Source organism: Haemophilus parainfluenzae ATCC 33392 (genome assembly GCF_031191205.1).
Classification (GTDB): Bacteria; Pseudomonadota; Gammaproteobacteria; order Enterobacterales; family Pasteurellaceae; genus Haemophilus_D; species Haemophilus_D parainfluenzae.
Genome location: NZ_CP133470.1, coordinates 1,646,318 through 1,671,266, shown reverse-complemented (window position 1 = coordinate 1,671,266; position 24,949 = coordinate 1,646,318). Strand labels below are relative to the sequence as shown.

The 24,949-nt window shown below is 38.8% G+C and carries 21 protein-coding genes and 2 other RNA genes; 9 read left to right on the top strand and 14 right to left on the bottom strand.

Annotated features, from left to right (window positions below; all coding sequences use genetic code 11):
* Position 1 precedes the first annotated feature (1 nt).
* From bioA to ssrA, 11 genes are all read right to left on the bottom strand, one after another.
* Positions 2 to 1,291, bottom strand: a complete 1,290-nt coding sequence (gene bioA, locus RDV53_RS08130; protein WP_032822767.1) for an adenosylmethionine--8-amino-7-oxononanoate transaminase — start codon at positions 1,289 to 1,291, stop codon at positions 2 to 4.
* Between the two features lie 20 nt (positions 1,292 to 1,311).
* Positions 1,312 to 2,493, bottom strand: coding sequence for a lipoprotein-releasing ABC transporter permease subunit (locus RDV53_RS08125; RefSeq protein ID WP_005695861.1), 1,182 nt, complete (start codon positions 2,491 to 2,493; stop codon positions 1,312 to 1,314).
* The gene (locus RDV53_RS08120; RefSeq protein ID WP_005695860.1) at positions 2,493 to 3,440 is read right to left on the bottom strand and encodes a 2-hydroxyacid dehydrogenase; all 948 of its coding nucleotides are present in this window, start codon (positions 3,438 to 3,440) and stop codon (positions 2,493 to 2,495) included. The genes RDV53_RS08125 and RDV53_RS08120 overlap by 1 nt, the downstream gene beginning before the upstream one ends.
* Before the next feature lie 66 nt (positions 3,441 to 3,506).
* Entirely contained in the window at positions 3,507 to 4,361 is an 855-nt protein-coding gene (gene kdsA, locus RDV53_RS08115) for a 3-deoxy-8-phosphooctulonate synthase (RefSeq protein ID WP_005695859.1), read from the bottom strand.
* 12 nt (positions 4,362 to 4,373) lie between these two features.
* A complete protein-coding gene (locus RDV53_RS08110; protein ID WP_005695858.1) occupies positions 4,374 to 5,177 on the bottom strand; it encodes a SirB1 family protein in 804 nt (267 codons plus the stop codon).
* Positions 5,177 to 6,055, bottom strand: a complete 879-nt coding sequence (prmC, locus tag RDV53_RS08105) for a peptide chain release factor N(5)-glutamine methyltransferase (RefSeq protein ID WP_005695857.1) — start codon at positions 6,053 to 6,055, stop codon at positions 5,177 to 5,179. The genes RDV53_RS08110 and prmC overlap by 1 nt, the downstream gene beginning before the upstream one ends.
* Complete coding sequence (gene prfA / locus RDV53_RS08100) at positions 6,055 to 7,137, bottom strand: peptide chain release factor 1 (RefSeq protein ID WP_005695856.1); 1,083 nt, start codon at positions 7,135 to 7,137, stop codon at positions 6,055 to 6,057. The genes prmC and prfA overlap by 1 nt, the downstream gene beginning before the upstream one ends.
* A gap of 97 nt (positions 7,138 to 7,234) precedes the next feature.
* Positions 7,235 to 7,771 carry an elongation factor P hydroxylase gene (locus RDV53_RS08095; protein ID WP_005695854.1) on the bottom strand — a complete coding sequence of 179 codons (537 nt, stop codon included), beginning with the start codon at positions 7,769 to 7,771 and terminating at the stop codon, positions 7,235 to 7,237.
* Between the two features lie 159 nt (positions 7,772 to 7,930).
* Entirely contained in the window at positions 7,931 to 9,640 is a 1,710-nt protein-coding gene (locus RDV53_RS08090; RefSeq protein WP_005695852.1) for a DUF262 domain-containing protein, read from the bottom strand.
* A gap of 415 nt (positions 9,641 to 10,055) precedes the next feature.
* Positions 10,056 to 10,634 carry an NAD(P)H-dependent oxidoreductase gene (locus RDV53_RS08085; protein WP_005695850.1) on the bottom strand — a complete coding sequence of 193 codons (579 nt, stop codon included), beginning with the start codon at positions 10,632 to 10,634 and terminating at the stop codon, positions 10,056 to 10,058.
* 200 nt (positions 10,635 to 10,834) lie between these two features.
* Positions 10,835 to 11,200: a transfer-messenger RNA gene (gene ssrA / locus RDV53_RS08080) on the bottom strand.
* Between the two features lie 107 nt (positions 11,201 to 11,307).
* On the opposite strand from ssrA, the gene RDV53_RS08075 reads away from it, so the two are divergent.
* Together RDV53_RS08075 and dinB are read left to right on the top strand one after the other, a co-directional pair.
* Positions 11,308 to 11,805: a hypothetical protein gene (locus tag RDV53_RS08075; protein ID WP_005695848.1), complete on the top strand. Its 498-nt coding sequence runs from the start codon at positions 11,308 to 11,310 to the stop codon at positions 11,803 to 11,805.
* A 109-nt stretch (positions 11,806 to 11,914) separates the two neighbouring features.
* Positions 11,915 to 12,982 carry a DNA polymerase IV gene (gene dinB / locus RDV53_RS08070; protein WP_032822726.1) on the top strand — a complete coding sequence of 356 codons (1,068 nt, stop codon included), beginning with the start codon at positions 11,915 to 11,917 and terminating at the stop codon, positions 12,980 to 12,982.
* 85 nt (positions 12,983 to 13,067) lie between these two features.
* Here the strand turns inward: dinB and rnpB are convergent.
* Positions 13,068 to 13,444, bottom strand: an RNA gene (gene rnpB, locus RDV53_RS08065) — RNase P RNA component class A.
* A 124-nt stretch (positions 13,445 to 13,568) separates the two neighbouring features.
* Here rnpB and RDV53_RS08060 point away from each other — a divergent pair.
* Together RDV53_RS08060 and RDV53_RS08055 are read left to right on the top strand one after the other, a co-directional pair.
* Entirely contained in the window at positions 13,569 to 14,504 is a 936-nt protein-coding gene (locus RDV53_RS08060; protein ID WP_005695846.1) for a KpsF/GutQ family sugar isomerase, read from the top strand.
* A complete protein-coding gene (locus RDV53_RS08055) occupies positions 14,504 to 15,049 on the top strand; it encodes a KdsC family phosphatase (RefSeq protein ID WP_005695845.1) in 546 nt (181 codons plus the stop codon). Before RDV53_RS08060 ends, RDV53_RS08055 begins: the two co-directional genes overlap by 1 nt.
* A 79-nt stretch (positions 15,050 to 15,128) precedes the next feature.
* Here the strand turns inward: RDV53_RS08055 and RDV53_RS08050 are convergent, their stop codons facing one another.
* Together RDV53_RS08050 and RDV53_RS08045 are read right to left on the bottom strand one after the other, a co-directional pair.
* The gene (locus tag RDV53_RS08050) at positions 15,129 to 17,786 is read right to left on the bottom strand and encodes a PqiB family protein (protein ID WP_005695844.1); all 2,658 of its coding nucleotides are present in this window, start codon (positions 17,784 to 17,786) and stop codon (positions 15,129 to 15,131) included.
* Positions 17,770 to 19,023, bottom strand: a complete 1,254-nt coding sequence (locus tag RDV53_RS08045) for a paraquat-inducible protein A (protein WP_032822728.1) — start codon at positions 19,021 to 19,023, stop codon at positions 17,770 to 17,772. The genes RDV53_RS08050 and RDV53_RS08045 overlap by 17 nt, the downstream gene beginning before the upstream one ends.
* 168 nt (positions 19,024 to 19,191) lie before the next feature.
* On the opposite strand from RDV53_RS08045, the gene proQ reads away from it, so the two are divergent.
* From proQ to RDV53_RS08020, 5 genes are all read left to right on the top strand, one after another.
* Positions 19,192 to 19,839 (top strand): RNA chaperone ProQ, encoded by a 648-nt coding sequence (gene proQ, locus RDV53_RS08040; RefSeq protein WP_005695842.1) that lies wholly within the window; start codon positions 19,192 to 19,194, stop codon positions 19,837 to 19,839.
* A gap of 28 nt (positions 19,840 to 19,867) precedes the next feature.
* Positions 19,868 to 21,937: a carboxy terminal-processing peptidase gene (gene prc / locus RDV53_RS08035; protein ID WP_005695841.1), complete on the top strand. Its 2,070-nt coding sequence runs from the start codon at positions 19,868 to 19,870 to the stop codon at positions 21,935 to 21,937.
* Positions 21,938 to 22,015: 78 nt separating this feature from the next.
* Positions 22,016 to 23,485: a L,D-transpeptidase family protein gene (locus RDV53_RS08030; RefSeq protein WP_032822730.1), complete on the top strand. Its 1,470-nt coding sequence runs from the start codon at positions 22,016 to 22,018 to the stop codon at positions 23,483 to 23,485.
* 75 nt (positions 23,486 to 23,560) lie between these two features.
* Positions 23,561 to 24,121: a peptidoglycan L,D-endopeptidase MepK gene (gene mepK, locus RDV53_RS08025; protein WP_005695838.1), complete on the top strand. Its 561-nt coding sequence runs from the start codon at positions 23,561 to 23,563 to the stop codon at positions 24,119 to 24,121.
* 64 nt (positions 24,122 to 24,185) lie between these two features.
* Complete coding sequence (locus tag RDV53_RS08020; RefSeq protein WP_005695836.1) at positions 24,186 to 24,815, top strand: MBL fold metallo-hydrolase; 630 nt, start codon at positions 24,186 to 24,188, stop codon at positions 24,813 to 24,815.
* Positions 24,816 to 24,949 lie beyond the last annotated feature (134 nt).

Here is a 24,949-nt window from a genome sequence, read left to right as displayed (position 1 = left end):
CCTAATGTTCATATTCCTGAGTTAAAGCCAGAATCATGCCTTCCGTTAATTTCTGAAGTTCATCATCTTTAATCACAAATGGAGGCATCACATAAACCAATTTTCCGAAAGGTCGAATCCAAACACCTTGTTCCACAAAACGTGGGACTAAAGTTTTCATATTTACCGCACTTTTCATTTCAACCACCCCAATCGCCCCTAATACGCGAACTTCTTTGACATAATCTTTTTTAGCTAAAGGCAAAAGTTGTTGTTTTAAGGAAGACTCAATTCGCTGAATATTTTGCTGCCAAGGGCTTTCCAATAATAAACGGATAGATTCTGCCGCAATTGCACAGGCCAACGGGTTTGCCATAAAAGTGGGTCCGTGCATAAAGCATTTAGCCTCACCGCCACAAATAGTTTTCGCGATTTCAGTGGTCGTAATGGTTGCAGATAAAGTTAAATAACCACCTGTTAAGGCTTTACCGATACACATAATATCTGGCGAAATTCCAGCATGCTCGGCAGCAAATAATTTCCCTGTACGGCCAAAACCCGTGGCAATTTCATCAAAAATTAGCAATACACCATATTGTTTACAAAGCGCTTGTGCTTTCACTAAATAAGTTGGCGAATAAAAATACATACCGCCCGCGCCTTGCACCACAGGCTCTAAAATAAGTGCGGCAATTTCGCTACCTTTTTTCTTAAGTAAATCAGCTAAAGGTTCAATCGCACTATCATTCCAAGATTCATTAAATGGAATATTGGGTTGAGGAAGAAAATATTGTATGGGCAGACTATGATGAAATAAATGATGCATCCCTGTGGTTGGATCACACACTGACATCGCATTCCAAGTATCACCATGATAACCAGAACGGATGGTAGCGAATTTTTGCCGTTGTACTTCCCCTTTAGCGTGCTGATATTGAATAGCCATTTTCATCGCCACTTCCACAGCAACAGAACCACTATCAGCAAAAAAGATCTTATCTAAGCTATTTGGCAAAATTTTTACCAATAATTGAGCTAATTCCACCGCAGGTTCGTGGGTAAATCCTCCAAACATAATATGGCTCATTTTTGCCAACTGATTCTGTGCAGCCGCATTTAAACGAGGGTGATTATAACCATGTAACGCCGCCCACCAAGAAGACATGCCATCAATCAAACGACGACCATCTTTTAAGGTTATCATCACGCCATCTGCACGTTCTACCGCATAAAGAGGCATATCAGAAGAAACTGAAGAATAAGGATGCCAAATATGTTGTGTATCAAGCGCTAAAAGTGATTGTTCATCCATCATTTATTTACCATTAAAACTTATTCGTATCTCAAGGCGGCGGCAGGTTCTACTTTTGCCGCACGATAAGCTGGATAAATGGTTGATAATAAAGATAACAATAAAGAAAAGGCAATCACAATAATGACTTGCACAGGCTCAATGGATGTTGGCAAGAAAACACCGTTCGGATTGACCGCACTTAAAATTGCCCCAAGATTTAAGGTAATTAATACGCCCAGTACAGCACCAATCAATGTGCCCACTAGTCCAACCAATAAACCTTGATAAATAAAGATAGAACGTACTTGTGATTTAGTAACACCTTGTGTTTGCAAAATAGCGATTTCTCCTTGTTTATCCACCACCATTAAACTTAATGAGGTGACGATATTGGAAATCGCCACAACAATAATTAAGCTAATCAACAAGCCCATCATATTTTTTTCCATACGAACTGCTTGGAAAAACTCCCCTTTTTGGACACGCCAATCGCTGATATGACTCTCTTTGAAATAGGTTGGCAATTCTGTGATTTGGAAAGGATCATCCAGGAATAAACGATAGCCTTGCGCCTCACCTGGCTGAATACGCATTAGGCGACCAATATCCGCTAAATTAGCAAAAACTTCATAACCTGATGCTTCGCCATAATCATAGTAAATTTCACTCACCGTAAATAAACGCTGCATCGGCACACGACCAAATGGCGTATATTGGCTATTTTCAGTAATCATTAAGCGAACTTTATCGCCCACTGCTAAACCTAATTTTTGAGCCAGATTATCACCAATGATCAACTTAAACTCACCTTGCGGTAAAAGTTGATTAAATTGGCTAGGATCGAAACCTTCCAGTAAAGGATCATCTGAAAAAGACTGAATACCAATTACTTGTCCTGCACTCACACCTTTTGCTGTTTGAAACACAACATTTGTCGTATTAATTGGCACGGCTTTTTGCACAAAGTGCGGTGTATTTTCAAGCGTTTTTTCTGCCGAAATAGGCGTATCTTGGCTCACAATCGCATGCGGAATTGTCGAAAGCACCTGTTGTTTTTGATAGCCTTCTAATCCATTCATGACAGAAAGCACAATAATCAATGCCATCACACCCAGTACGATGCCAAAGCTTGCCAAATTAGCAACAAGTCGCCCAAAACGATCGGCGCTTTTTGCACGCCAATATCGCAGGGCGACGTATAAAGAAATAGGTAAATTCATTATTTTTGATTTAATTGTTGAACGAAATCTTCGATATTTTGTGTCACTTTTTTCGTTAGCGTGGTTACCGCACTATCACTCGCCCAAGCAATATGAGGCGTGATAATTAAATTCGGCATCGTTTTCGCTAATTCAATCAGAGGATTGTTTTTCTCTGGTGGTTCTTTCACTAACACATCTAATGCGGCGCCACCTAATTGCCCTGATTTTAATGCGTCACAAACTGCTTGCTCGTCAATCAATGGACCACGACCAGTATTGATTAAATACGCACCTTTCTTACAAAGTGACAAGGTTTCTTGATTGATTAAATTTTTAGTTGTTTCAGTCAATGCACAATGCAATGTCAGAATATCTGCTTGTTTTAGCACCTCTTCAAAAGGTGTGTAACCTTCACGGCACGTTGTCGCATGTCGATGTTCAGCATAAAGCACTTTCATGCCTAAAAGCTCGGCTAAACGCCCTACTTCTGTACCTAAACAGCCTTTTCCAAACACACCTAACGTTGAACCTTTGACATCTGTAATGGGATAATCAAAGTAGCAGAACTGTTTACTCTCTGTCCATTTTCCCGTGATTTGATCGCGCTGCCAGCCAGCCAAGCTGTGTTTTAACACAAAAATCATGCCCAACACATGCTCTGGTACCGTCGTGGCAGAATAACCTGTCACATTTTTAACTGCCACACCCAATTCTTTTGCTGCGTCTAAATCCACGTTATTGGTGCCTGTTGCGGTGATAGCAATTAATTTTAATTTAGGTAATTGTTGCAACACCTCACGGCTTAAAATCACTTTACTGGTGATAATAATATCCGCGTCTTTGGCTCGCTCAATAGTTTGATCTGCGGAAGTATATTCATACTCTACCCAGTTATGCGGAAAGCTTGGACGAGGAATAGGAATATGTTTCGGAATTGCCGTGCTGTCTAAAAATACGATATTCATTGTTTTCTCCTTTTACAGAACAAAAGTGCGGTCAAAAACAACGCTATTTTCAACCGCACTTCTCTATTAGATAGATGTATCTAATTCAGGGAAAGACTTCACTAAATCATCAATGGCTTTCATCTGCGAGACAAAACCTTCTAATGCCGAAAGTGGCAATGCTGAAGGACCATCACATTTTGCTTGATTTGGATTTGGGTGCGCTTCTAAGAATAAGCCTGCAATGCCAATTGCTAAGCCAGAACGGGCTAATTCGGTCACTTGTTCACGACGACCACCTGAAGCGGCACCAAACGGATCACGGCATTGTAATGAATGGGTCACGTCAAAAATAACTGGGCTGCCTTTAGACACTTTTTTCATTACGCCGAAACCTAACATATCCACCACTAAATTATCGTAGCCAAAGTTTGAACCGCGATCACAAAGGATAATTTTATCGTTACCACATTCTTCAAACTTATCGACAATATTGCCCATTTGACCAGGGCTTAAGAATTGTGGTTTTTTCACGTTAATTACCGCACCCGTTTTTGCCATAGCTTCGACTAAATCAGTTTGACGAGCTAAAAATGCAGGTAACTGAATCACGTCCACCACATCAGCAACAGGCTGACATTGATAGATTTCGTGCACATCGGTAATCACTTTCACACCAAAGGTTTCTTTTATCTCTTGGAAAATTTTTAAACCTTCTTCCATACCTGGACCACGGTAAGAATGAATTGAAGAACGGTTAGCTTTATCGAAAGATGCCTTAAAAACATAAGGAACGCCCAACTTTTCAGTCACTTTCACGTAAGCTTCACAAACTTGCATTGCCATATCGCGACTTTCAAGCACGTTCATTCCGCCGAAAAGTACAAAAGGTTTGTCATTTGCGACATCAATATTGCCAATTTTTACAATTTTATTTTGCATAATATTTCCTTTTTAATGGATGGCATTGGCATCTTTCAATGCTTCGCCTTTCAGTTCTAAAAGTTGAGTTTTTAACAGAGAAGAAGTAGGATCATTCGGACATTGATCCACAAAATATTCCAAATCCTCAATGGCTGAAGGATAAGCGCCCATTTGCGCCAACACTAACCCACGATCGCGAATATCGTAAGGATCTTTTCTTCCCGCTAACAAGAATTGGATATAATTAAAAGCCAAATCGTTTTGTTCTTCACGAATTAAGGCATTTTTTGCGAGCTGACGGAAACGTGCGGTAAGCATCAGAATATCTGCTCGAGCTAAATCCTCAGGTTGAATTTGAGCCCCAAAACCAAAGGCGCCTTCATAGAGCTTTTTCAATTCATCCACAGAAATATATTTTCCGCTCCAAGGATCAATAAACGCTACTTCACCATCGACTTCTGCACGTAAAATCAGTTGGGTCGGGAAATTCACGGGATAAATCGGCAATTTTAAACTTGCTGCCAAATAAAGTATTAAGGCGCCAAGGCTCACTGGCATGCCTTCACGCTCTTCTAGAATATACGGAAGGTATAAATTTCGGGCATAGAAATAATTATCCGCATCGCAATGAAAGCTCCAATCGCCATAAAATAGCTGCAAGAATTGATGAATTTTAGCTTTATCATCCCATTCTTCTGGAATAGCTTGGCGAGCTTTACGCACCAAGCTTCCAACAAGCCCTCTTATACGAGGCTCATCAAGTTGCTCTTTCTCACAAATGCTCAAATAAAAATGAGTCAGTTCAGCATACAAGGCTTTTTGATCGTATTTCATTACCGCTTCCAATATCCCAACGTTACGCGCTCATTGTCGCCATAATCCCGTATAGTTGCAACCCCTTGCCAATGATTTTGCCAGAAAATTGACCGCACTTCTTCACCCTGCTTCCAGCCGTGCTCTAACAATAAATAGCCGTTATCTTTTAAATGTCCTGGTGCATACTCAATAAGATGACGTAAATCAGCTAAACCGTTTTCGCCCGCCACCAACGCCGAACGAGGCTCGAAACGCACATCACCTTGGAAAAGATGCTCATCGGCTTCATCGATATAAGGTGGATTACTGACGATAATATCAAACTGCCCTTCAACATTTTCGAACCAACGACTCTGTAAAAATTGTACCTTGAGCTGATTTTTTTCTGCATTGGATTGCGCTAATTTGACGACTTCTGGCATTAAATCAACACCAATAACATCCAATTGAATATGCTTTTTTTGACAAATAGGAGAAAGCTCAGAAGCCAACGCCAACGCAATAGCGCCAGTGCCGGTACCTAGATCGAGAATACGAAAGTGCGGTGGATTTTCTTCCAGTTTTTCTAACGCAATGTGCAATGCTTTTTCTACGAGAATTTCAGTATCGGGACGAGGAATTAATGTTCCTTCAGACACATTTAAAGGCAAGGACCAGAATTCTTTTTCGCCGAGGATATAAGCGATAGGTTCGCCTTTTAAACGACGATCTAAAAGTGCGGTCAATTTTAACCGCACTTTTTCATCAATTTCCGTTTCATCGAAAGCTAAAATTTGTGTTCTCGATTTACCCGTTGCGTGTTGCAATAGCACTAACGCATCAACTTTACCATCCTCTGTCGGATTTACCTGATTTAAGGCTTGCGCAGCATCGGCAAGCCATTGTTGATAGGTCATTAATTATTCTCAGATAACGCTGCTAATTGATCGGCTTGATATTCAGTAATAATCGGCTGAATAAGCTCATCAATTTTGCCGTTCATCACTTCATCTAAGCGATAGAGCGTTAAGTTGATACGGTGATCGGTTACACGACCTTGTGGGTAGTTATAAGTACGAATTTTATCAGAGCGATCGCCTGAACCGAGCAAGTTACGGCGAGTATCCGCTTGCTCTGCCGCTTGACGCTCTTGCTCGGCTTGAACAATACGTGAAGCCAATACAGACATTGCTTTGGCTTTGTTTTTATGTTGTGAACGCTCATCCTGACATTCCACCACAATACCTGTTGGAATGTGGGTAATACGTACCGCAGAGTCTGTTGTATTAACGTGCTGACCACCCGCACCAGATGAACGGTAGGTATCAATACGTAAATCTGCAGGATTGATTTCCGGCATTTCTGATTCTGGTAATTCTGGCATCACCGCAACAGTACAAGCAGAAGTATGAATACGACCTTGGCTTTCTGTTTTTGGTACGCGTTGTACACGGTGACCACCGGATTCAAATTTTAACTGGCCGTACACGCCATCACCGCTTACTTTAACGATCACTTCTTTATAACCGCCCTGCTCGCTTTCATTTGCGCTGAGCATTTCAACACGCCAGCGTTTACTTTCAGCATAACGGCTGTACATACGGAATAAATCGCCGGCAAAGATACCTGCTTCATCCCCTCCTGTACCTGCGCGAATTTCTAAATAGCAGTTATATTCATCATTTGGATCTTTCGGTAATAAAAGAATTTGAAGTTGTTGCTCCACTTCTTCAATTTCGGCTTTGGATTCTTCAATTTCCATTTCTGCCATTTCTTTCATTTCAGGATCATCTAACATCAATTCTGCTTCAGCAATGTTAGAATTAAGCTGATTCCAACGATTAAAACATTTCACCACATCTTCAAGTTGTGAATATTCTTTAGAATACGCGCGGAATTTATCCTGATCCGAAATCACCGATGCATCGCCTAGCAATGCCTCTAATTCTTCATAACGTTCTTTTAAACTTTCAAGTTTTGCAATAATAGAATCTTTCATATTTTTATAAAGTTAAAGCCAAAAATAAAATCGGCCTATTTTAGCCGATTTTAAGGAAAATTGACAGACGCAAAATCTGCCTAAAAATGACCGCACTTTAGATGCGAGTCACATCAAACTTCGTTAAATCAATTCGATCTTCTGTGCCATAAAATTGAGCCAACGCATGACGCAAGGTTTCTGCGCGTTTTGGTAAGCCTTTTTCTGCATAGGTTTTTACTTGTTCATATACCGCTTGCTTAAATGGTTGCGTATCTCCCGGATTGCCATTCAAATTATCCGCACTGGCAAAATAACGAAATCCCGCCGCAGTGGCTAAAATCCATTCCAATGCTTGAGGCTTCACTTCGACCTTTTCAAAATCACGCTGACGATCTTCTGAACGGCCATCCGGCTCATACCAATAGCCAAAATCTTCTAATTTACGGCGCTCTTTCCCCGCCACTAACCAATGGGCGATTTCATGTAATGCGCTACTGTAAAAGCCTCTCGCAAAATAAATCGCATTATAAGGCACCTCATCATTTGCAGGAATGTAAATCGGCTCATCCCCACCTTTAACTAATCGCGTATTATATTCTTCTTCAAAACATTGATTAAAAATCGCAATGATGTCCTCAAGTTTATGTTCCATGCTTTCTCCAAATATTTTTATAAATAAAGCCTTTTAAAGGTTTGAGAATTATCTCATTTTTAATGTCTTTCACAAACTCTTGGAGAAATAAAAACCGTCTGAATGATCGTTTCAGACGGTTTTTTATTGAGCCTAATCTCTTTGAGCAGACTAAAGTTCCTATAGATGCGATAAAGACCAGTTTTTGTAAATACTTTCCAATAATTCTTTTTGTCGATTTTTTACAATCTCTGGTGTCCACTCATTTTCTTTTAATACTTGGCTAGTCAGAGCATAGGAAGAAACGCTATCATTCCCTGAAAAATATTTTTCTTTCTTTGTTTTAAATTCCCAATTTGAAGCAGCAGAATTGCGTCTCTTATTCAATGGAACTAAATTTGCCAATCGGTGCAACCAAGTTTGGTGTAGGGTATCGTTCCCATCTTTGTCTACCCACCACTGTTTCCATTGACTGCCTTCATCTATTGTTTGTGGCAACACATGCTCAATTGTTAATAATCCAGACTCATTATTATAATTAGCTGCACCATCGGAAATCATAGCATCCAATCTTAAAATCAAATAATTTCTTCTAATTGATGTAAGCTTATTATAAATATTGCCATCCAATAGTTCTTTAAAAGATTGTTTTTCCTCGTCGTTTAAGAATAAGTTTGAGCTACATTGTCTCGGATTATTCTGCAAATCCTTTAAGATTAAGGCATAACGTTCAATGCGTTTATTTACATCTTTTGCAGATAGATGCAAATAAGAAGTTAATACCTCTAAATATTTAAAGAACTCAATCGATTGATTACTATCTGGTTTTTGATGTAAGAACAATATCGCTACGGGTAACCATTCAGAAAAGCCTACTCGATTTAACCAATAAATATATTGGTTTATTTCAAATTCATTGCTATCTGCTCGGTACTTACTATTTTTTAATGCGCTAAATGCTGAAGCATAACTAGAAAGTTCATTATCAATAAAGTCTGAAATAGAAGTAATTTTAGGTAAAACTAACTCTTGTAATTCTTCTAAAATACTTCTTTGTGCTTTATTTTTTAACTCTATCATACGGATATGGGTAAATAGTTCATTAAAACGGTTTCGTCCTAGCTCTTGCTCTAAATCTTCCCATTTTTGAGTATATTCATCTTGATTAGTCTGTATTTTTCCTATCAAGTCTGCTTTTAAAATATCAGTTGGCAATAAATCCAAACCACGATTATTCATAACGGAAAAAATACGAAATGCTGATTTTTGATTAGGTGTAGATACAACGACCAAGCAACATTTTTGAATTAGAAACTTGAAAAAATCAAAAACTTCTTCTTCGTTTTTTAGCTTTTCGGGGATTGCTTTTAATAATACCAAAGCATTTCTAACTATATTTTTCTGAGCATCATTTTTGCAATCATGTTCTATGGTCAATGCTTCGATTTTATTTACTTCCAAATCTTGAATGTATTTTTTAAAGAAATCTTTATCGCGTTTGCGCAGAATTAGTCTTGGTTGAGCAGGAATACTCTCTGCAAGATCTTCAGGTTGTTGGAGATACTTGGCAATACTTTCTTTATATTTTCCATTCAAAGAATTTGCTAATGTTGCAAATAAAATTGTCAAGCTAGTTAAACGTTGCTGACCATCAACCACATCGGCTTGTGGTTGATGGTCTTTTTTTATAACTACAATACTGCCTAAAAAATAGCTTTCGTCTGTTTTCCGTTGATAAAACTCATATAAGTCATCGAATAATTGTTTGATATGTTCTTCTTCCCAAGAATATGGACGTTGATAATCAGGAATGGAATACTGAAACATTGAACTGAATACATCTTTTAAATAAAATGCTTCGCCTTTGATAGCATAATCTTGAATACTCATAATTTATTCCCTAATAACAGTAAGTTAAGACATAAATATTGTACACTAATTATATGTAATAATCCTATACAACAGTATATTTATCATTCAATCCTATCCACGATAATCCACTATTGAAAACCACAATTTCTGTTCAGATGTAAACTGTTCTACGTAAACTTTTAAACTCTTCGTCTTCACTCTGGATGAGAGCTTATCTGCATTGTTAGATGAAATATTCATTCTCCCTTTCTATAAGGAAGTTTGATGTGCAAACTAACTTTTTTAGATAAAGTATTAGATACAATAATACGTTATTTAAGCCAACATATTCCTTTTTACTGCCCATGTTACTAAAAATTGGCTTTAAGATGTATTGAAAATCGAATAAAAAAGGTGAGCAAAAATGCTCACCTTCTAAACGAATATTTCTCAATTAACCGAACACTTTTTCTAAATGTGCTTGGTAGTCAGCTAAGTATTGTTCTACTTGTGGATTTTTAATCACATCGTTACATAAGAATGTCGGCAGACGGGTCAGGCCGATGAACTCGTTGAGTTTGTGGAAATGCATGTATAACACATCCACGCCTTTTCCTTCGAAGAAGTCGCCTTCGCGGGTAAACGCTTCAATCGGCGCATTCCAAGTAAGTGAAAGCATGTGTTTTTTGCCTTGTAACAAACCGCCTGTGCCGTAGCCTTCAGTCGAATTGACACGATGACGACCATCACTTTGATAAAGCTTGCCGTGTCCAGTGGTGAATACTTCGTCTATGTATTTTTTCACTGTCCAAGGCTCGTGCATCCACCAGCCTGGCATTTGCCAAATTACGGCATCCATCCACAAGAATTTTTCGATTTCTGCTTCAACATCATAGCCGGTATCAATCACGGTTTCTTTTACATTGTGTCCAAGTGCGGTCAACACTTCTTTCGCTTTTTTGTGAAGTGTATGATTTAACTCACCATGTGAATGTCCGAAATCTTTACCGCCGTCTAATAATAAAATATTCATTTTTTCTCCTTTAGCTGATAATTTACCGATTACTAAGCGCTTTAATAATGCAACAATCTAACCAATCAATAAGCTCCAACTATTAAATGTACTACTCAAATTCGAGAGTTTGATAAAAGTTAAAAGCGCAATAAAAAAGCCTTGAAGTCATTATTTTCAAGGCTTTAAAGTCTTTCATAGGACTTGATAGGTTTATTTTGTGGTGGAGCTGGCGGGAGTTGAACCCGCGTCCGAAATTACTCTACCTTCAGTACTACACGTTTAGTCTCGTCTTTAATTTCACTTAAGCATGCGGACAGACACGCTAAACTTAAGCTAGTTTGATTCAATTTAGTGCTTCGATCCTCAAACAGCGGCTTCCACACGATCTCGTTTTGATTTGACTCCGCTTTATCCCCGTCTTACGAGCGGAAGCTGGGGAGCGAAGGCTATGAGCAGGTTATTAAGCTGCTAAAGCGTATTGTTCGTCGTTTGCGACTATTTTTTTGCGGTTTATTTACGAGGCCTACCGCACCTCGACGTGCACCTTGGGCTTCGCTAATCCCGTCGAATCCAGAATCAGCCCCAAAATCGTTCGACAGTTTATCAAAAAATCTAAGAAAGCAAAAGAAGCTATTTATTAACCTGGGAAGTTAGGGTAAAATTTTGCCACTTTTTTATAAGGAATCGAATAATGAAAACATTAAAATCTCTGGCCGCACTTTCATTAGGTGCATTATGTTTAGCGTTTAACACGCAAGTTATTGCAAAAGAAGCAGCACCTGCAAAAACAGCACAAGCAACTCAACAAGTGGCAAAAGCGAGTGATAACATCGACAAATATCTTGCCATCAATATTGGTAATCGTGAAATGGTAGTTGATGAAAATGGCCAAGCATTAAGTGCATTCAAACATGAGATCACTAACATTGGTCAAAAACCAATCAAAAATATTCAATGGGTGGGCGTCTATGTGAATAACCGCAAAGTGATTTATAGCCAAGATATGCAAATCAATTTAGAAACCCCATTACAACCGGGCAAATCCATCAGTATTAATTTACAAATTCCGTTTGTTCAATTAGCTGAAGATGCACGTAAAGTCTTTATGAACCAACAAGAAAAAATTGATGTTTATCCTATTGAACGCGTTATACTGTTTGGTGATAAAACCGTTCTTTCTGATCGTTAATTCTCTTATCTAGCCCACGTAATGTGGGCTTTTTAATAACTGTATACTTGAACAGTTATTTTCTTTTCGATATACTAAAAACACGCCTAATTTTGACCGCACTTACCGCATGAGTTCCACCCGAAAAATCATTCACATTGACATGGATTGCTTTTATGCCTCTGTTGAAATCCGTGAAAATCCAACGCTACAGGGCAAACCTGTTGCTGTGGGGGGGAGTTCTCGACAACGTGGTGTACTCACTACCTGTAATTACGAAGCTCGAAAATTTGGTTTACACAGTGCTATGCCGACAGCACAAGCTATCAAAAAATGCCCAAATTTGATTTTAGTACCAGTTAATATGCCGCTTTATAAACAGGTATCTGCACAAATTCATCAGATCTTTCAGCGTTACACTTCTATCATTGAGCCACTTTCCTTAGATGAAGCTTATTTAGATGTCACGGATTGTACACAATGTTCAGGATCCGCCACTTGGATCGCACAAGAAATTCGCCAAGCGATTTTTGATGAGTTAAAACTGACAGCCTCTGCTGGCGTCGCACCGCTTAAATTTCTCGCCAAAATTGCTTCCGATATGAATAAACCGAATGGGCAATTTGTGATTCAACCTCATGAAGTTGAACAGTTTGTAAAAACACTGCCATTGAAAAAAATCCCTGGCGTGGGCAAAGTTACCTCTGAACGTTTATTGAAAATGGGATTAGAAACTTGCGAAGATGTGCAAAAACTCGATCAATCTATTTTGTTAAATATCTTCGGTAAAATGGGTAAGCGAATTTGGGATTTTAGCCATGGCATTGATGATCGTGAAATTCAAGCATATCGAGAACGAAAATCTATTGGGGTGGAACGCACTTTATCCAAAAATATTCGTCATCTTGAACAAGGTATAGCGCTGCTAGATAATCTCTATGCTGAGCTTATTCGCCGTATTGAACGAAGTGCGCCGAATGTCCCCTTAACGGTTTTTCGCAAAATTGGGGTGAAATTAAAATTTGAAGATTTTCAAGTGACAACCTTAGAAAAAACAGGTTTGCCTTTATCACTAAAAAGCTTTCAGCAATTACTGGAACAAATTTGGCAACGTAGCCAGGGGAAATCCATTCGTCTCGTGGGGTTACACGTGACGTTACCGGAAGAAAGCCATTTAGAACAAATGAGTTTATGGTAAAACACAAAAGAAAATGACCGCACTTTTATTCATTCTATCTCAATGAGAATTGAAAAAACAAAAGTGTGGTCATTTTTTGATGAATTTGTTGAGTTGGTCGATAAGCCGAGTTCTGTCGTGGACAATCATTCCTCTAGGCGACAAATTACTCTGCCGCTCAAGCAACCTACCCGAACTCTGGACGGGCCATCCATTGAGTTCCTATTTGGTCTTGCTACGAGTGGAGTTTACCTTGCTGCACGTTGTTACCAACGGCACGGTGTGCTCTTACCACACCCTTTCACCCTTACCGTTTTCACGGCGGTCTGCTCTCTGTTGCACTGGTCGTCGGCTCACGCCGCCCGGACGTTATCCGGCACTCTGCCCTTTGTAGCTCGGACTTTCCTCTCGTTTACTTGTCCCACTAGGTCGTGCGAACACGGTTAAGGGCTTCAATAAACCAGCGATTGTCTAACCAACTCGCGGCGTAGTATAGGGGGAATTCAAAGGGCGGTCAAATTTTCATTCTTATTTTTAATAACTTCCGTTAGAATAGCCCTGCAAAACACGGTTATTTTCAACCGCACTTTTATCATAAGGATTTCCTATGAATTATTTACAAATCGCACGAGAAACCCTTTCTGTCGAAAGCCAAGCGCTTGCACAACTAAGCCAACGCTTGGATGATGAGTTTTCTCAAGTTGTGGATCTTATCCTTGCTTGCGAAGGTCGTTTAGTCATTGGTGGTATTGGTAAATCAGGGCTAATTGGCAAAAAAATGGTGGCGACTTTTGCCTCAACAGGAACCCCAAGTTTCTTCCTGCACCCGACTGAAGCCTTTCATGGCGATTTAGGTATGTTAAAACCGATCGATATCGTGATGCTGATTTCTTATAGCGGTGAAACCGATGATGTAAATAAACTCATTCCAAGTTTGAAAAACTTTGGTAATAAAATTATTGCCCTAACCAGCAATAAAAACTCAACGCTTGCTCGCCATGCGGATTATGTTTTAGATATCACCGTAGAGCGTGAAGTCTGTCCAAACAACCTCGCACCAACCACTTCGGCATTAGTCACTTTAGCCTTAGGCGATGCCCTTGCGGTTTCATTGATTACTGCTCGCCATTTCCAACCAGCTGATTTTGCGAAATTCCATCCAGGCGGTAGCCTTGGTCGTCGATTGTTATGCAAAGTAAAAGATCAAATGCAAACTCGCCTACCAATTACGACACCAGATACCAGCTTCACTGATTGCTTAAGCATTATGAATGAAGGTCGCATGGGTGTGGCATTAGTGATGGAAAACCAACAACTTAAAGGCATTATTACCGATGGTGATGTGCGCCGAGCATTAACAGCTAATGGTGCTGATACCCTTAACAAGACCGCTAAAGAATTGATGACCTCTTCACCAAAAACCATTCATGAAAATGAATTCTTGGCGAAAGCGGAAGACTTGATGAAAGAGAAGAAAATTCACTCACTGGTTGTGGTCAATGACGAAAATAATGTTGTGGGCTTAGTGGAGTTCTCAAGCTAATGATTAACGAAAAATTAAAGAAAATTAAATTGGTCATCACCGATGTCGATGGTGTATTAACTGACGGACTACTCCATTACGATGCGAATGGTGAAGCCATTAAAAGTTTCCATGTACGCGATGGACTTGGTGTCAAAATGTTGATGGATGCAGGTATTCAAGTCGCCGTATTATCGGGCAGAGATTCTGCGATTCTACGTAAGCGAATTAGTGATCTCGGAATTAAATTGTTCTTTTTAGGCAAGCTTGAGAAAGAAAGTGCTTGTTTGGAACTCATGAAACAAGCAGGAGTTACCGCAGAACAAACTGCCTATATTGGTGATGACAGCGTCGATCTCCCTGCTTTTGCAACCTGTGGCCTTTCTTTTGCTGTGGCAGACTCTGCACCTTATGTGCAAAATGCCGTAGATTATGTGCTTGCACTTGGAGGCGGTAAAGGCGCTTTCCGAGAAATGTCCGATATGATTTTACATGCTCAGGGAAAAGATGAAGTCTATACTTCAGCCAAAGGCTTTTTAAAATCAGTCAAAAATATGGGACAATAACACCTATAACACTATTCAAAATACCTAAAAAATAACCGCACTTTGATGATTCAAAAGTGCGGTTATTTCTTTTTATGTTTTATTGATTTGCCGGTAAAGCACCAGAATTCCAAGTTGGTGCTTCAGCTGGTTTCTTCACTTGCAACATAAAGCGCTGATTTGCCGTTGCTTGCGGTTGAACGATCGTACCCGATGGAGTCGAGAACGAAATCCCCCCTTTCAACAATTGCTGTATACTACCGGTATTAAATTCAGCCCCTTTCCAACCAAGGTTGAAATCATAACCTGATGAAACCCAGAACTCTGAATTTTTACGTACTAAATGTTGATACTTCGGCGTAATCGCAATATGTACCAACACACGATCACCTAAAGAATTCAATTCAAACTTACGCACGGTTCCCACTTCAACGCCTCGATAAAGCACAGGTGATCCTTCTGTTAAATTCATCGCATCACTAGTTTCCAAAATAAATGGCACGCCATTGCTGTATTTATTTCGAGGCTGTGCGGTTTGCGCTAAATTAAACTGTGTTTTTGATGGACCTTTGCCTAACTCAATATCAATGTAAGGCTGTAAAAGGCTATCTAAGTTTTCAATTCCACCTGCTGAGATTTGTGGGGAAATCACTTTAAATACAGTCCCCTCTTTCGCAATCATGCCCATATAACTTGGGTTAATTAATGCTTTTGCTGTGATACGATTTGTTTTTTGATCAAGGGAAATCTGTTCGACTTCACCCACATTCATACCAAGATAACGCAAGCTCATTCCTTTACTTAAAGCGGTTGCATCATCTGTTATTAACGTAATCACTTGCCCCGCTGATTTAGCTCGAAGTTCACTTGGATAAAGCGTTTTATTTTTGCCTGACCCCGTATTATCAAAACTAATCGCACCTTTTAATGATCGCGCAACCGGTGAAGCCTGGATACTAATTCCTTTCGGCGTAATATCAATCTGTGCCGCACTTTCAACCCAGAATACACTTTTATCTGTCAGAAGATCTTGATAAGCCGGATAAATATACACATCAATATCAAAATTATTGGCTTTCGGTCTTACGTTAATAATTTTACCCACTTCAAACTGACGATAAAGCACGACAGAACCTTTGCTAATACTTGGCAAATTAGTGGAATGTAACACAATCGTTGGATTCACCAAGTTGCCTGTAACACCTGTTTCTGCACTGCTAATATCTTTATAAAGTGGATAGGTAGAATGCGGTTCTCCACTTCCTTTTTTCGCTAATACACGCACGCCACCTTGCAACCATTTTGATGGTGTCGCCGATTCAAAACGTAAGCCATCAATACCCAAACTCACATCAAAATTAGAGGCTGCGACAAACTGGGTGTTTTCATGAATAAGATTGCGATACTCTGACGCAATCGCCACTTCAAATTTTACCCCATCTACATTTAAGTGCTGCTTCACAATTTGACCGATAGCAATATTGTTATAAAACACGGATTGCCCTTCCGCGATACCGTAAGTCTCTGGCGCCGTTAAGGTCAAAACCAAGGTATTTGGTGCTTTGAGTAATAACTCATTTTCTCGAATGACTTCGAATTGCGTCTTGCTTTCTCCACTTCCTGGAATAATTTCGAAATAATCACCACGAAAGAATTTCTGTGGGTTGGCAATATCACCTAAATCTAACTTGCGACTTTTCAGCACAATGTGCGTATTGGTTTTTAAGAGATTAGCCTGGCTTGGCTCAATCAATAATGTCCCTTGTAAAATATCTTCATTGTTTTCGACGGTTCTTAAAGACGAAAGCAAACCAACTTGCTCATCACCATAATAAACTGAAGTTTGCCCTGCTTGTAAGCCTGCTGAAACTGGCAGTGTTACCTCAACTTCAATCCCTCGTTTAGCCGCTTGTAAATTAGAATAAAGAATATAGTTGCTGTTACTTGCAGCTTGCGGGCTATCAGATGGCGAATCGAATGATACGGCGCCTTGCACCACTGCATTTAAACTGTCTACTGCCACATTCACGCCTGATGCATTAATGCTGGCATTAATACCACTGATATTCCAGAAACGCGAATCTTTCTTCACAAAATGTGCAAAGGCTTTATCAATTACCACATCAATTTCAACTTTATTCTCTTTATTGAATCGATAATCATAAATTTTCCCGACTGGCATTTTTTTGAAATACACAGAAGCACCGATCGAAATTGAACCTAAATCATCTGAAATTAAATGAATTAATAAATCCCCAGGATTGACTTGTGCAATAGGGCCTTGCTCTTCAGCAATAAATTCATCTTCGGAGTCACCATCACCTGGCTGGAGCGTAATATAATTTCCTGAAACCAAAGAATCTAAGCCTGAAATACCTGCAAGAGACACACTCGGCTGAACAAGCCAGAACTTAGTATTTTCTTTTAACACCTCAGTCGCTTCAGAATAAATATTTGCCTCAACTTTCACTTTTTGCATATTGTCGGTAAAGTTAACCTTCTTCACGACACCAATTTGCAAACCTTGATAGCGAATAGGGGTTTTATCTGCAACGAGCCCTGCCCCATTAGAGAACGTGATCGTAATGGTCTTTCCTCGTTCTTGTACAATTTGGAAAAATAAAATGGCACCAATACATAATGCGATAAAAGGTAACAACCAAAACGGTGAGATGCGTTTATTCTTACGTAATAACGCTTCTACATTGTTAGATTGCTCATCAATAGATTGAGATTCTGGTTTATTGTTTTCTGTCATAAATTTTCCAAATTAATCGACTATCAAACTGAGAAGTTGAAATCATAGTTAAAAACACTGCTGCACCGAAATAAAATGCCGCAGGGCCTACGGTAAAATTAATAATCTGTCCACGTGTTACTAAAGACATCATTAAGGCGAGCACAAAAAGATCCAGCATTGACCAGCGTCCCACAAAGTGAACGATATGTAATAGCCGCATTTGCCATTTAATTGAATGTCTCCATTTAAAATGCACGCTTGCCAGTAAATACAACATAATCAGGATTTTGCTTACGGGCACAAAAATACTGGCGAAGAATACCACGAAAGCAACAAAATAGCTGCCCATGCTTATAAATGACATTACACCCGACATCAAGGTATCTTGTGACAAACTTCCTGTCAAATAAACGCCAGATATTGGGAGCAAGTTTGCAGGGAAAAGCATGATAATCCCCGCCACTAATGTCGCCCAAACTCGTTGTAATTTTACACTCTCTGGTATTTCAATAAGCGATGCACAACGTGGGCAAATGGCTCGATGACGGTGATCGTATTGTTGATCTTCTTTTAAAAAAGTGTAATCGCAAGCGGTACAAAGCTCTAACGGTTTATCACTTTTGGTAACCGGTTTCTGATCGGGATAAAAATCATGCCATAAATCATCTAAATTAATTTTAATGAATAATAAAGTGGTTAAAAGTGCAGTAAAAACAAAAGCAATTAAATACACATCCACTTCTAATGTGGCATATTCACGCACTTTAAACATGGTGACAGCCAGTGCAACTAAATAGACGTCGAACATCACCCAAGGCTTAATATAACCCACAAATAATAAGACATTACGAGGCTTAATTTTGAGTAATTTAGAAATCTGCAACATAATGACTAAAATTGCAAAAGAGACAGGCATTAAAACAGCACAGATGAAAATCATAAATGCAGTATAGGAATATCCCTCTACTGCCATTTTCCATATCCCTTTCCAAACAGAAGCATCAATTTTGGTACCTAGTAAATCTAAGCTCAATAAAGGATAGCCTAAAGCAAATGGCATTAAAATTAAGATAGAAAGGGCGATTAATGAACAACGTTTAAGTGACCAACGACTTCCCGATTGCAATTTATGATGGCAACGCGGACATTGCGCGTATTCCCCTTCTTGAGGACGACAAACAGACACCGTTGCATCGCATCCTATGCAACGCACTAGTTTATAAGTAGCATGAGTAAAATCAGGTGTTTTTGTCATTGTTTCATCAAAAATTTAAAAAGTGAACTATTTTAGCCTTAATTAAGGGGATTTGTGAAGTTATACATCTGTACTAAAAACGGAATTATTCCGCCCAACCATTGTCAATCCTTATAAAAGTGCGGTAAACTGTGCAAGTTTTTATTTTTATCCTAGGAAAACGCAGAAATGACAGATTCTCAAGTTGAAGCCCAAGCTGAAAATAATGCTGAAGGCGTTCAAAAATTAACTGATACAAAAGCGATTATTGCATATCTTGTGGAAAAATTCCCGCTTTGCTTTATTGCAGAAGGTGAAGCAAAACCATTAAAAATTGGTCTTTTCCAAGATCTTGCTGAAGCATTAAAAGATGATGAACGTGTCAGCAAAACTCAATTACGTCAGGCTTTACGTCAATACACTTCTAACTGGCGCTATTTACACGGCTGCCGTGAAGGAGCTGAGCGTGTAGATTTATACGGCAACCCTGCTGGTGTATTAGACGCAGAACACGTTTCTCATGCGGCGCAACAATTAGCTGAAGCAAAAGCTAAATTTGCAGAAAAACGCAAAGCAGAATTAGCAGCGAAAAAAGCACAACAAAAACGACCTGCTCGTAAACCAAATGCAAATCAAGCAACTCGCAAACCAAAAGCCCCACAAGTAAAACTAAGTGCGGTTGATTTCACAACACTTTCTGCAGGGAGCAAAGTGAAAGTAAAAGTGGCTGAACAAGCGAAAAATGCGACCGTATTAAATGTGGAAAAAGATGGCGCACGCGTAGAACTTGAAAATGGTTTAGTGATGACAGTCACCGCAGATCGTTTATTTGCCTAATAATTTATTTCTTATCGGGAAAGGTTAAATGAAATTACATACAACCAAAAGTCTTATTGCGACAGCAATTTTAGGTGCGTTATTTCTTCATTCGTCTGACACATTTGCCGTGCAGCCGAAATTAAAGCAAAGTGATATTACGATTCCTTCGGCAACTGATGCCAATCAGTTAGCAACGAAGCGTGCAACGACACGTTTAACCCAATCACATTATCGTAAATTTCAGCTTGATGACGCCTTTTCCGAAAAGATTTTTGATCGTTATATTAAAAGTTTAGATTATAGCCATAACACCTTTTTAAAATCAGATATTGATGATTTACGTGCTAAATATGGCTCAAAATTAGATGACCAACTTAATGAGGGCGATCTTTCAGCGGCATTTGCCATTTACGATCTGATGATGAAACGTCGTTATGAGCGTTATGCTTATGCTCTATCTCTATTGGATAAAGAACCTGATTTAAAAGGTAATGATCAAATTGAGATCGATCGTGAAAAAGCCGCTTTCCCAGCAACGGAAGAAGAAGCGAATAAGCTTTGGGAAGAACGCGTCAAAAATGATGTAATCAGCCTGAAATTAAAAGATAAAAAATGGCCTGAAATTAAGGAAAAACTCACTAAACGTTATAATTTAGCGATTCGTCGATTAACTCAAACCAAAGCAGATGATATTGTTCAAATTTATATTAATGCTTTTGCTCGAGAAATTGACCCACATACAAGCTACCTTGCGCCACGTACTGCAAAAAGCTTTAATGAAAGCATGAACCTTTCTTTAGAAGGGATTGGTGCAACATTACAATCTGAAGATGACGAAACCAGTATTAAATCTTTAGTACCAGGTGCGCCGGCTGAACGCAGTAAAAAATTACAAGCAGGTGATAAAATCATTGGTGTGGGCCAAGAAAAAGGCGAAATCGAAGATATTATCGGCTGGCGTTTAGAAGATATCGTTGACAAAATCAAAGGTAAAAAAGGAACAAAAGTTCGTCTTGAAATTGAACCTGCAAAAGGTGGAAAAAGCCGTATTGTTACCTTAGTTCGCGATAAAGTCCGTATTGAAGACCAAGCTGCAAAACTCACTGTTTCTAAAGTAGAGGGTGAAACCATTGGCGTCATTAAAATTCCAAGTTTCTATATTGGCTTAACTGATGATGTAAAAAAATTATTAGTAGATGCTGAGAAGAAAAAAATTGGCGCTTTAATTGTGGATCTTCGTGAAAATGGCGGTGGCGCATTAACAGAAGCCGTGGCATTAAGTGGTTTATTCATCACTGATGGTCCAGTGGTACAAGTACGAGATGCGTATCAACGTATTCGTGTACACGAAGATGATGATAATGCTCAGCAATATAAAGGACCATTGTTGGTAATGATTAATCGTTTCAGTGCATCAGCCTCTGAAATTTTTGCTGCGGCAATGCAAGATTACAATCGCGGTATCATCATTGGACAAAATACCTTTGGTAAAGGTACGGTACAACAAAGTCGTTCATTAAACTTTGTTTATGATTTAGACCAAACACCACTTGGTGTGTTGCAATATACTATCCAAAAATTCTATCGAATTAATGGTGGTTCAACCCAATTAAAAGGTGTCTCAGCAGATATTAATTTTCCTGAAATTATTGATGCCAAAGAAATTGGTGAAGAAAAAGAAGATAACGCATTACCTTGGGATAAAATTCCACCAGCGACTTATTCTGAAACCAATAAAGCACGTAAAGATGTTGAAGCATTAAATGAAAAACATCTTGAACGTATTGCAAAAGATCCTGAATTTATTGCTTTAAATGAAGATCTTAAGATTCGTGATGAACGTCGTGAGCGCAAATTCTTATCATTAAATTTCCAAGAACGCAAAGCGGAAAATGATAAGGATGATGCGAGACGTTTAAAAGATCTCAATGATCGTTTTAAACGTGAAGGTAAAAAAGCATTAAAAGACATTGATGATTTGCCAAAAGACTATGAAGCACCAGATTTCTTCTTAAAAGAAGCGGAAAAAATGGCTGCTGATTTAGTTAAACTTAATGCTAATCAACAAAAAGTGGATGCTGAAATAAAACAAGAAGCGGCAAAAGCAACAAAATAACGATTATTTTGACCGCACTTTAGCAGATAAAGAAACTGAGTGCGGTTATTTTTTATGAATATTTTTAAAGGTACAGCAATGTTAAAAGGAACAATGAAATTAAGCGCATTAGTCTTATCATTATCAATGATGACATCAGGTTGTGCGTTAGCTGAATGGGCAAAAACAGTTGGACAACCTCAACAAGCCGAAAATAAAGGTGTTGATATGTCTAAATTAAGCCCTGAAGAGCGAGCAAAACTTGAAGCAGAAATCAAAGAAGATCAAGCTCGTCTCGCAGCTGAAAAGCAAGCAATGCTAGAGATGTCATTAACTCATGAAATTGGCGAACAAAATCTACAGTTCAAACCAATTTTGGCCAAATTATATGCTGATAATAAATATGACTTAATGTGGAAAGACAAGGCGGCAGAGAAACAATTCCTACGTGAATATGCGGCTATGGTTGCATCAGGCATTTCTAAACGTTCTGCTCAATCATTAGTTAATTTACATAACGCTGAAAAAACGGGCGGGCTCACCTATGATGTATTGTTAAGTGATGCTTTCCTTGATTACTTGTATTACAGCAAAAATGTAAATCAACAAGCACAACGTTGGTTATACGCAACGAATGCTTATAAACCAGAATTACCAAATCAAGAAATTATTGACGAATGGCAAAGTGCGGTTAAAAACAATAATGTTTCGGGCTTTGTAAATGGATTATCTAACCATAATCGTTTATACCGTGAAACGGTACAATCACTACCGTCAATGATTTCAGCTTCAGGTATTTCTGAAATGGGTAAAAAACTTGCCCTTAATGCACAACGTTTACGTGTTATTCCTGATTTTGAAAATGGAATTTTTGTTAATATTCCCAGCTATCAATTGAAATATTATCGTGATGGCAAAGCAATTTTAGAATCGCGCGTTATCGTGGGGAAAAATGAACGCCGTACACCGGTAATGTACAGCCGTTTGAGCAATGTGGTTGTTAATCCACCTTGGAATGCCCCAACACGTTTAATCAATGAAGATATTTTACCGAAATTAAAACGTGACCCAGGCTACGCAGCAGCACACAACTACTCTATTTTGGATAGCAAAGGTAACACTATCGATCCTTACTCTATTAATTGGAGTAGTATTGGTGATAGATTCCCGTACCGTATCCGCCAAGCAGCTGGTGATAGTGCATTAGGTAACTATAAATTTAATATGCCAAGCTCTGATGCAATTTATCTTCATGATACCCCAAATCATAACTTATTTAGTAAGAAAGACCGCGCGTTAAGTTCTGGTTGCGTGCGTGTAGAAAAATCCGATCAACTTGCCTCTATCCTATTGCAAGAAGCTGGCTGGTCAGAAGATAGAAAACGTAATGTCCTAGCAAGCAAAAAAACTACTTCTGCGAACATTCGTACAAATGATCCTGTATTCTTATATTATGTGACTGCATGGGTTGAAAACGGTCAAACACAAGTTTTACCAGATATTTATAAATACGATGATGCAGCAAGTTTTAATGGTATCGACTGGGCTGTTGTGAAAAAATATCTTTAAAAAAATGTTCACACTAGAACTTTTTAAGGAAAAATGTGTCTAGAGTGAAGAATGAATAATAAAAGAGACTAAAAAATGGGTAACATTGACAAAAATCGTCGTAAATGGCTTTCATTAGGCGGCATCGTTTTGGGCGCAAGCATGATGCCGAGTACGGTGTTAGCGATGGTCTCTACCCCTAAACCTCGCATTCTTAGCTTCTATAATGTCAATACCAATGAACGATTAAGCGGTGAGTTCTCTGCAACGACTGGATTTAATCGTTCAATGCTTGGCAAGCTTGATTACTTTATGAGGGATCGCCGTACAGATCAAGTACATCGAATGGATCCTAGCCTTTTCATGAAATTTTATCAGTTACAAAGTGATTTAGGTTTACGCACTGCACAAATTGATGTGATTTGTGGCTATCGTAGTGCAGCAACAAATGCCATGCGCCGTAGACAAAGTCGTGATGTAGCAAGCAACAGTTATCATATTAAAGGCCAAGCGATTGATTTTAAAATCCCTGGTGTACCTTTAGCAAGATTACGCCAAGCGGCTGAAAATCTTGATAGCGGTGGTGTAGGATATTATCCGTATAGTAATTTTATTCACGTGGATACTGGCCCTGTAAGAACATGGCGTGGTGCATAAAAAACAGTTTTATTTTAGACCGCACTTTAGTGCGGTTTTTTGTTATCAACGATAAGGAAAAAAGATGAATATTGAAATTATTCCAGTTACAGCCTTTCAGCAAAATTGCTCACTTATTTGGGATGATGAAAAAAATGCGGCAATTATCGATCCTGGTGGTAATGCGGAAAAGCTTATTCAACGTATTGAGGAATTAGAATTAAACCTAAAAGCAGTCTTATTAACGCATGGTCATCTTGATCATGTAGGGGCAGCTGAAGTGATTCGCGATCATTTTAACATTGAAATCTGGGGCTCACAGGAAGAAGATCGTTTCCTATTTGAAAGTCTACCACAACAATCTCAGCAGTTTGGCTTACCTTATATTTCCGCGTTTACGCCCGATCGCTGGTTTAATCAAGAAGGGGAAAAAATTCAAATTGGCACATTTACCTTTGAAATTCTTCACCTTCCTGGTCATACACCTGGCCATGTTGGTTTTATTGAACACGAAAAAAATATCGCCTTTACCGGTGATGTCCTTTTCCAAAACAGTATTGGTCGTACAGACTTCCCTCGTGGGAATTTCGACACATTGATCTCATCAATAAAAAATAAATTATTTATATTAAATGATGATATGGTTGTCATTGCGGGACATGGCCCCTACACAACCATTGGACAAGAAAAACGAAGCAATCCGTTTTTGAAGTAAAAATCGGAATTTGGGGTAAAAAAAAGCTCCTAATTTCTTAGGAGCACCAAAAAGGAATTTATGAATAAAATCTCTAAAGTTTAGCTTTATCAAAGGAATCTCGATAAAACGCTAACGATTATATTGACATATTA

Excerpts from the sequence above, each read along its gene's own strand:
- bioA (WP_032822767.1), bottom strand. The coding sequence starts at position 1,291 with ATGGATGAACAATCACTTTTAGCGCTTGATACACAACATATTTGGCAT.
- RDV53_RS08125 (WP_005695861.1), bottom strand. The coding sequence starts at position 2,493 with ATGAATTTACCTATTTCTTTATACGTCGCCCTGCGATATTGGCGTGCA.
- RDV53_RS08120 (WP_005695860.1), bottom strand. The coding sequence starts at position 3,440 with ATGAATATCGTATTTTTAGACAGCACGGCAATTCCGAAACATATTCCT.
- kdsA (WP_005695859.1), bottom strand. The coding sequence starts at position 4,361 with ATGCAAAATAAAATTGTAAAAATTGGCAATATTGATGTCGCAAATGAC.
- RDV53_RS08110 (WP_005695858.1), bottom strand. The coding sequence starts at position 5,177 with ATGAAATACGATCAAAAAGCCTTGTATGCTGAACTGACTCATTTTTAT.
- prmC (WP_005695857.1), bottom strand. The coding sequence starts at position 6,055 with ATGACCTATCAACAATGGCTTGCCGATGCTGCGCAAGCCTTAAATCAG.
- prfA (WP_005695856.1), bottom strand. The coding sequence starts at position 7,137 with ATGAAAGATTCTATTATTGCAAAACTTGAAAGTTTAAAAGAACGTTAT.
- RDV53_RS08095 (WP_005695854.1), bottom strand. The coding sequence starts at position 7,771 with ATGGAACATAAACTTGAGGACATCATTGCGATTTTTAATCAATGTTTT.
- RDV53_RS08090 (WP_005695852.1), bottom strand. The coding sequence starts at position 9,640 with ATGAGTATTCAAGATTATGCTATCAAAGGCGAAGCATTTTATTTAAAA.
- RDV53_RS08085 (WP_005695850.1), bottom strand. The coding sequence starts at position 10,634 with ATGAATATTTTATTATTAGACGGCGGTAAAGATTTCGGACATTCACAT.
- RDV53_RS08075 (WP_005695848.1), top strand. The coding sequence starts at position 11,308 with ATGAAAACATTAAAATCTCTGGCCGCACTTTCATTAGGTGCATTATGT.
- dinB (WP_032822726.1), top strand. The coding sequence starts at position 11,915 with ATGAGTTCCACCCGAAAAATCATTCACATTGACATGGATTGCTTTTAT.
- RDV53_RS08060 (WP_005695846.1), top strand. The coding sequence starts at position 13,569 with ATGAATTATTTACAAATCGCACGAGAAACCCTTTCTGTCGAAAGCCAA.
- RDV53_RS08055 (WP_005695845.1), top strand. The coding sequence starts at position 14,504 with ATGATTAACGAAAAATTAAAGAAAATTAAATTGGTCATCACCGATGTC.
- RDV53_RS08050 (WP_005695844.1), bottom strand. The coding sequence starts at position 17,786 with ATGACAGAAAACAATAAACCAGAATCTCAATCTATTGATGAGCAATCT.
- RDV53_RS08045 (WP_032822728.1), bottom strand. The coding sequence starts at position 19,023 with ATGACAAAAACACCTGATTTTACTCATGCTACTTATAAACTAGTGCGT.
- proQ (WP_005695842.1), top strand. The coding sequence starts at position 19,192 with ATGACAGATTCTCAAGTTGAAGCCCAAGCTGAAAATAATGCTGAAGGC.
- prc (WP_005695841.1), top strand. The coding sequence starts at position 19,868 with ATGAAATTACATACAACCAAAAGTCTTATTGCGACAGCAATTTTAGGT.
- RDV53_RS08030 (WP_032822730.1), top strand. The coding sequence starts at position 22,016 with ATGTTAAAAGGAACAATGAAATTAAGCGCATTAGTCTTATCATTATCA.
- mepK (WP_005695838.1), top strand. The coding sequence starts at position 23,561 with ATGGGTAACATTGACAAAAATCGTCGTAAATGGCTTTCATTAGGCGGC.
- RDV53_RS08020 (WP_005695836.1), top strand. The coding sequence starts at position 24,186 with ATGAATATTGAAATTATTCCAGTTACAGCCTTTCAGCAAAATTGCTCA.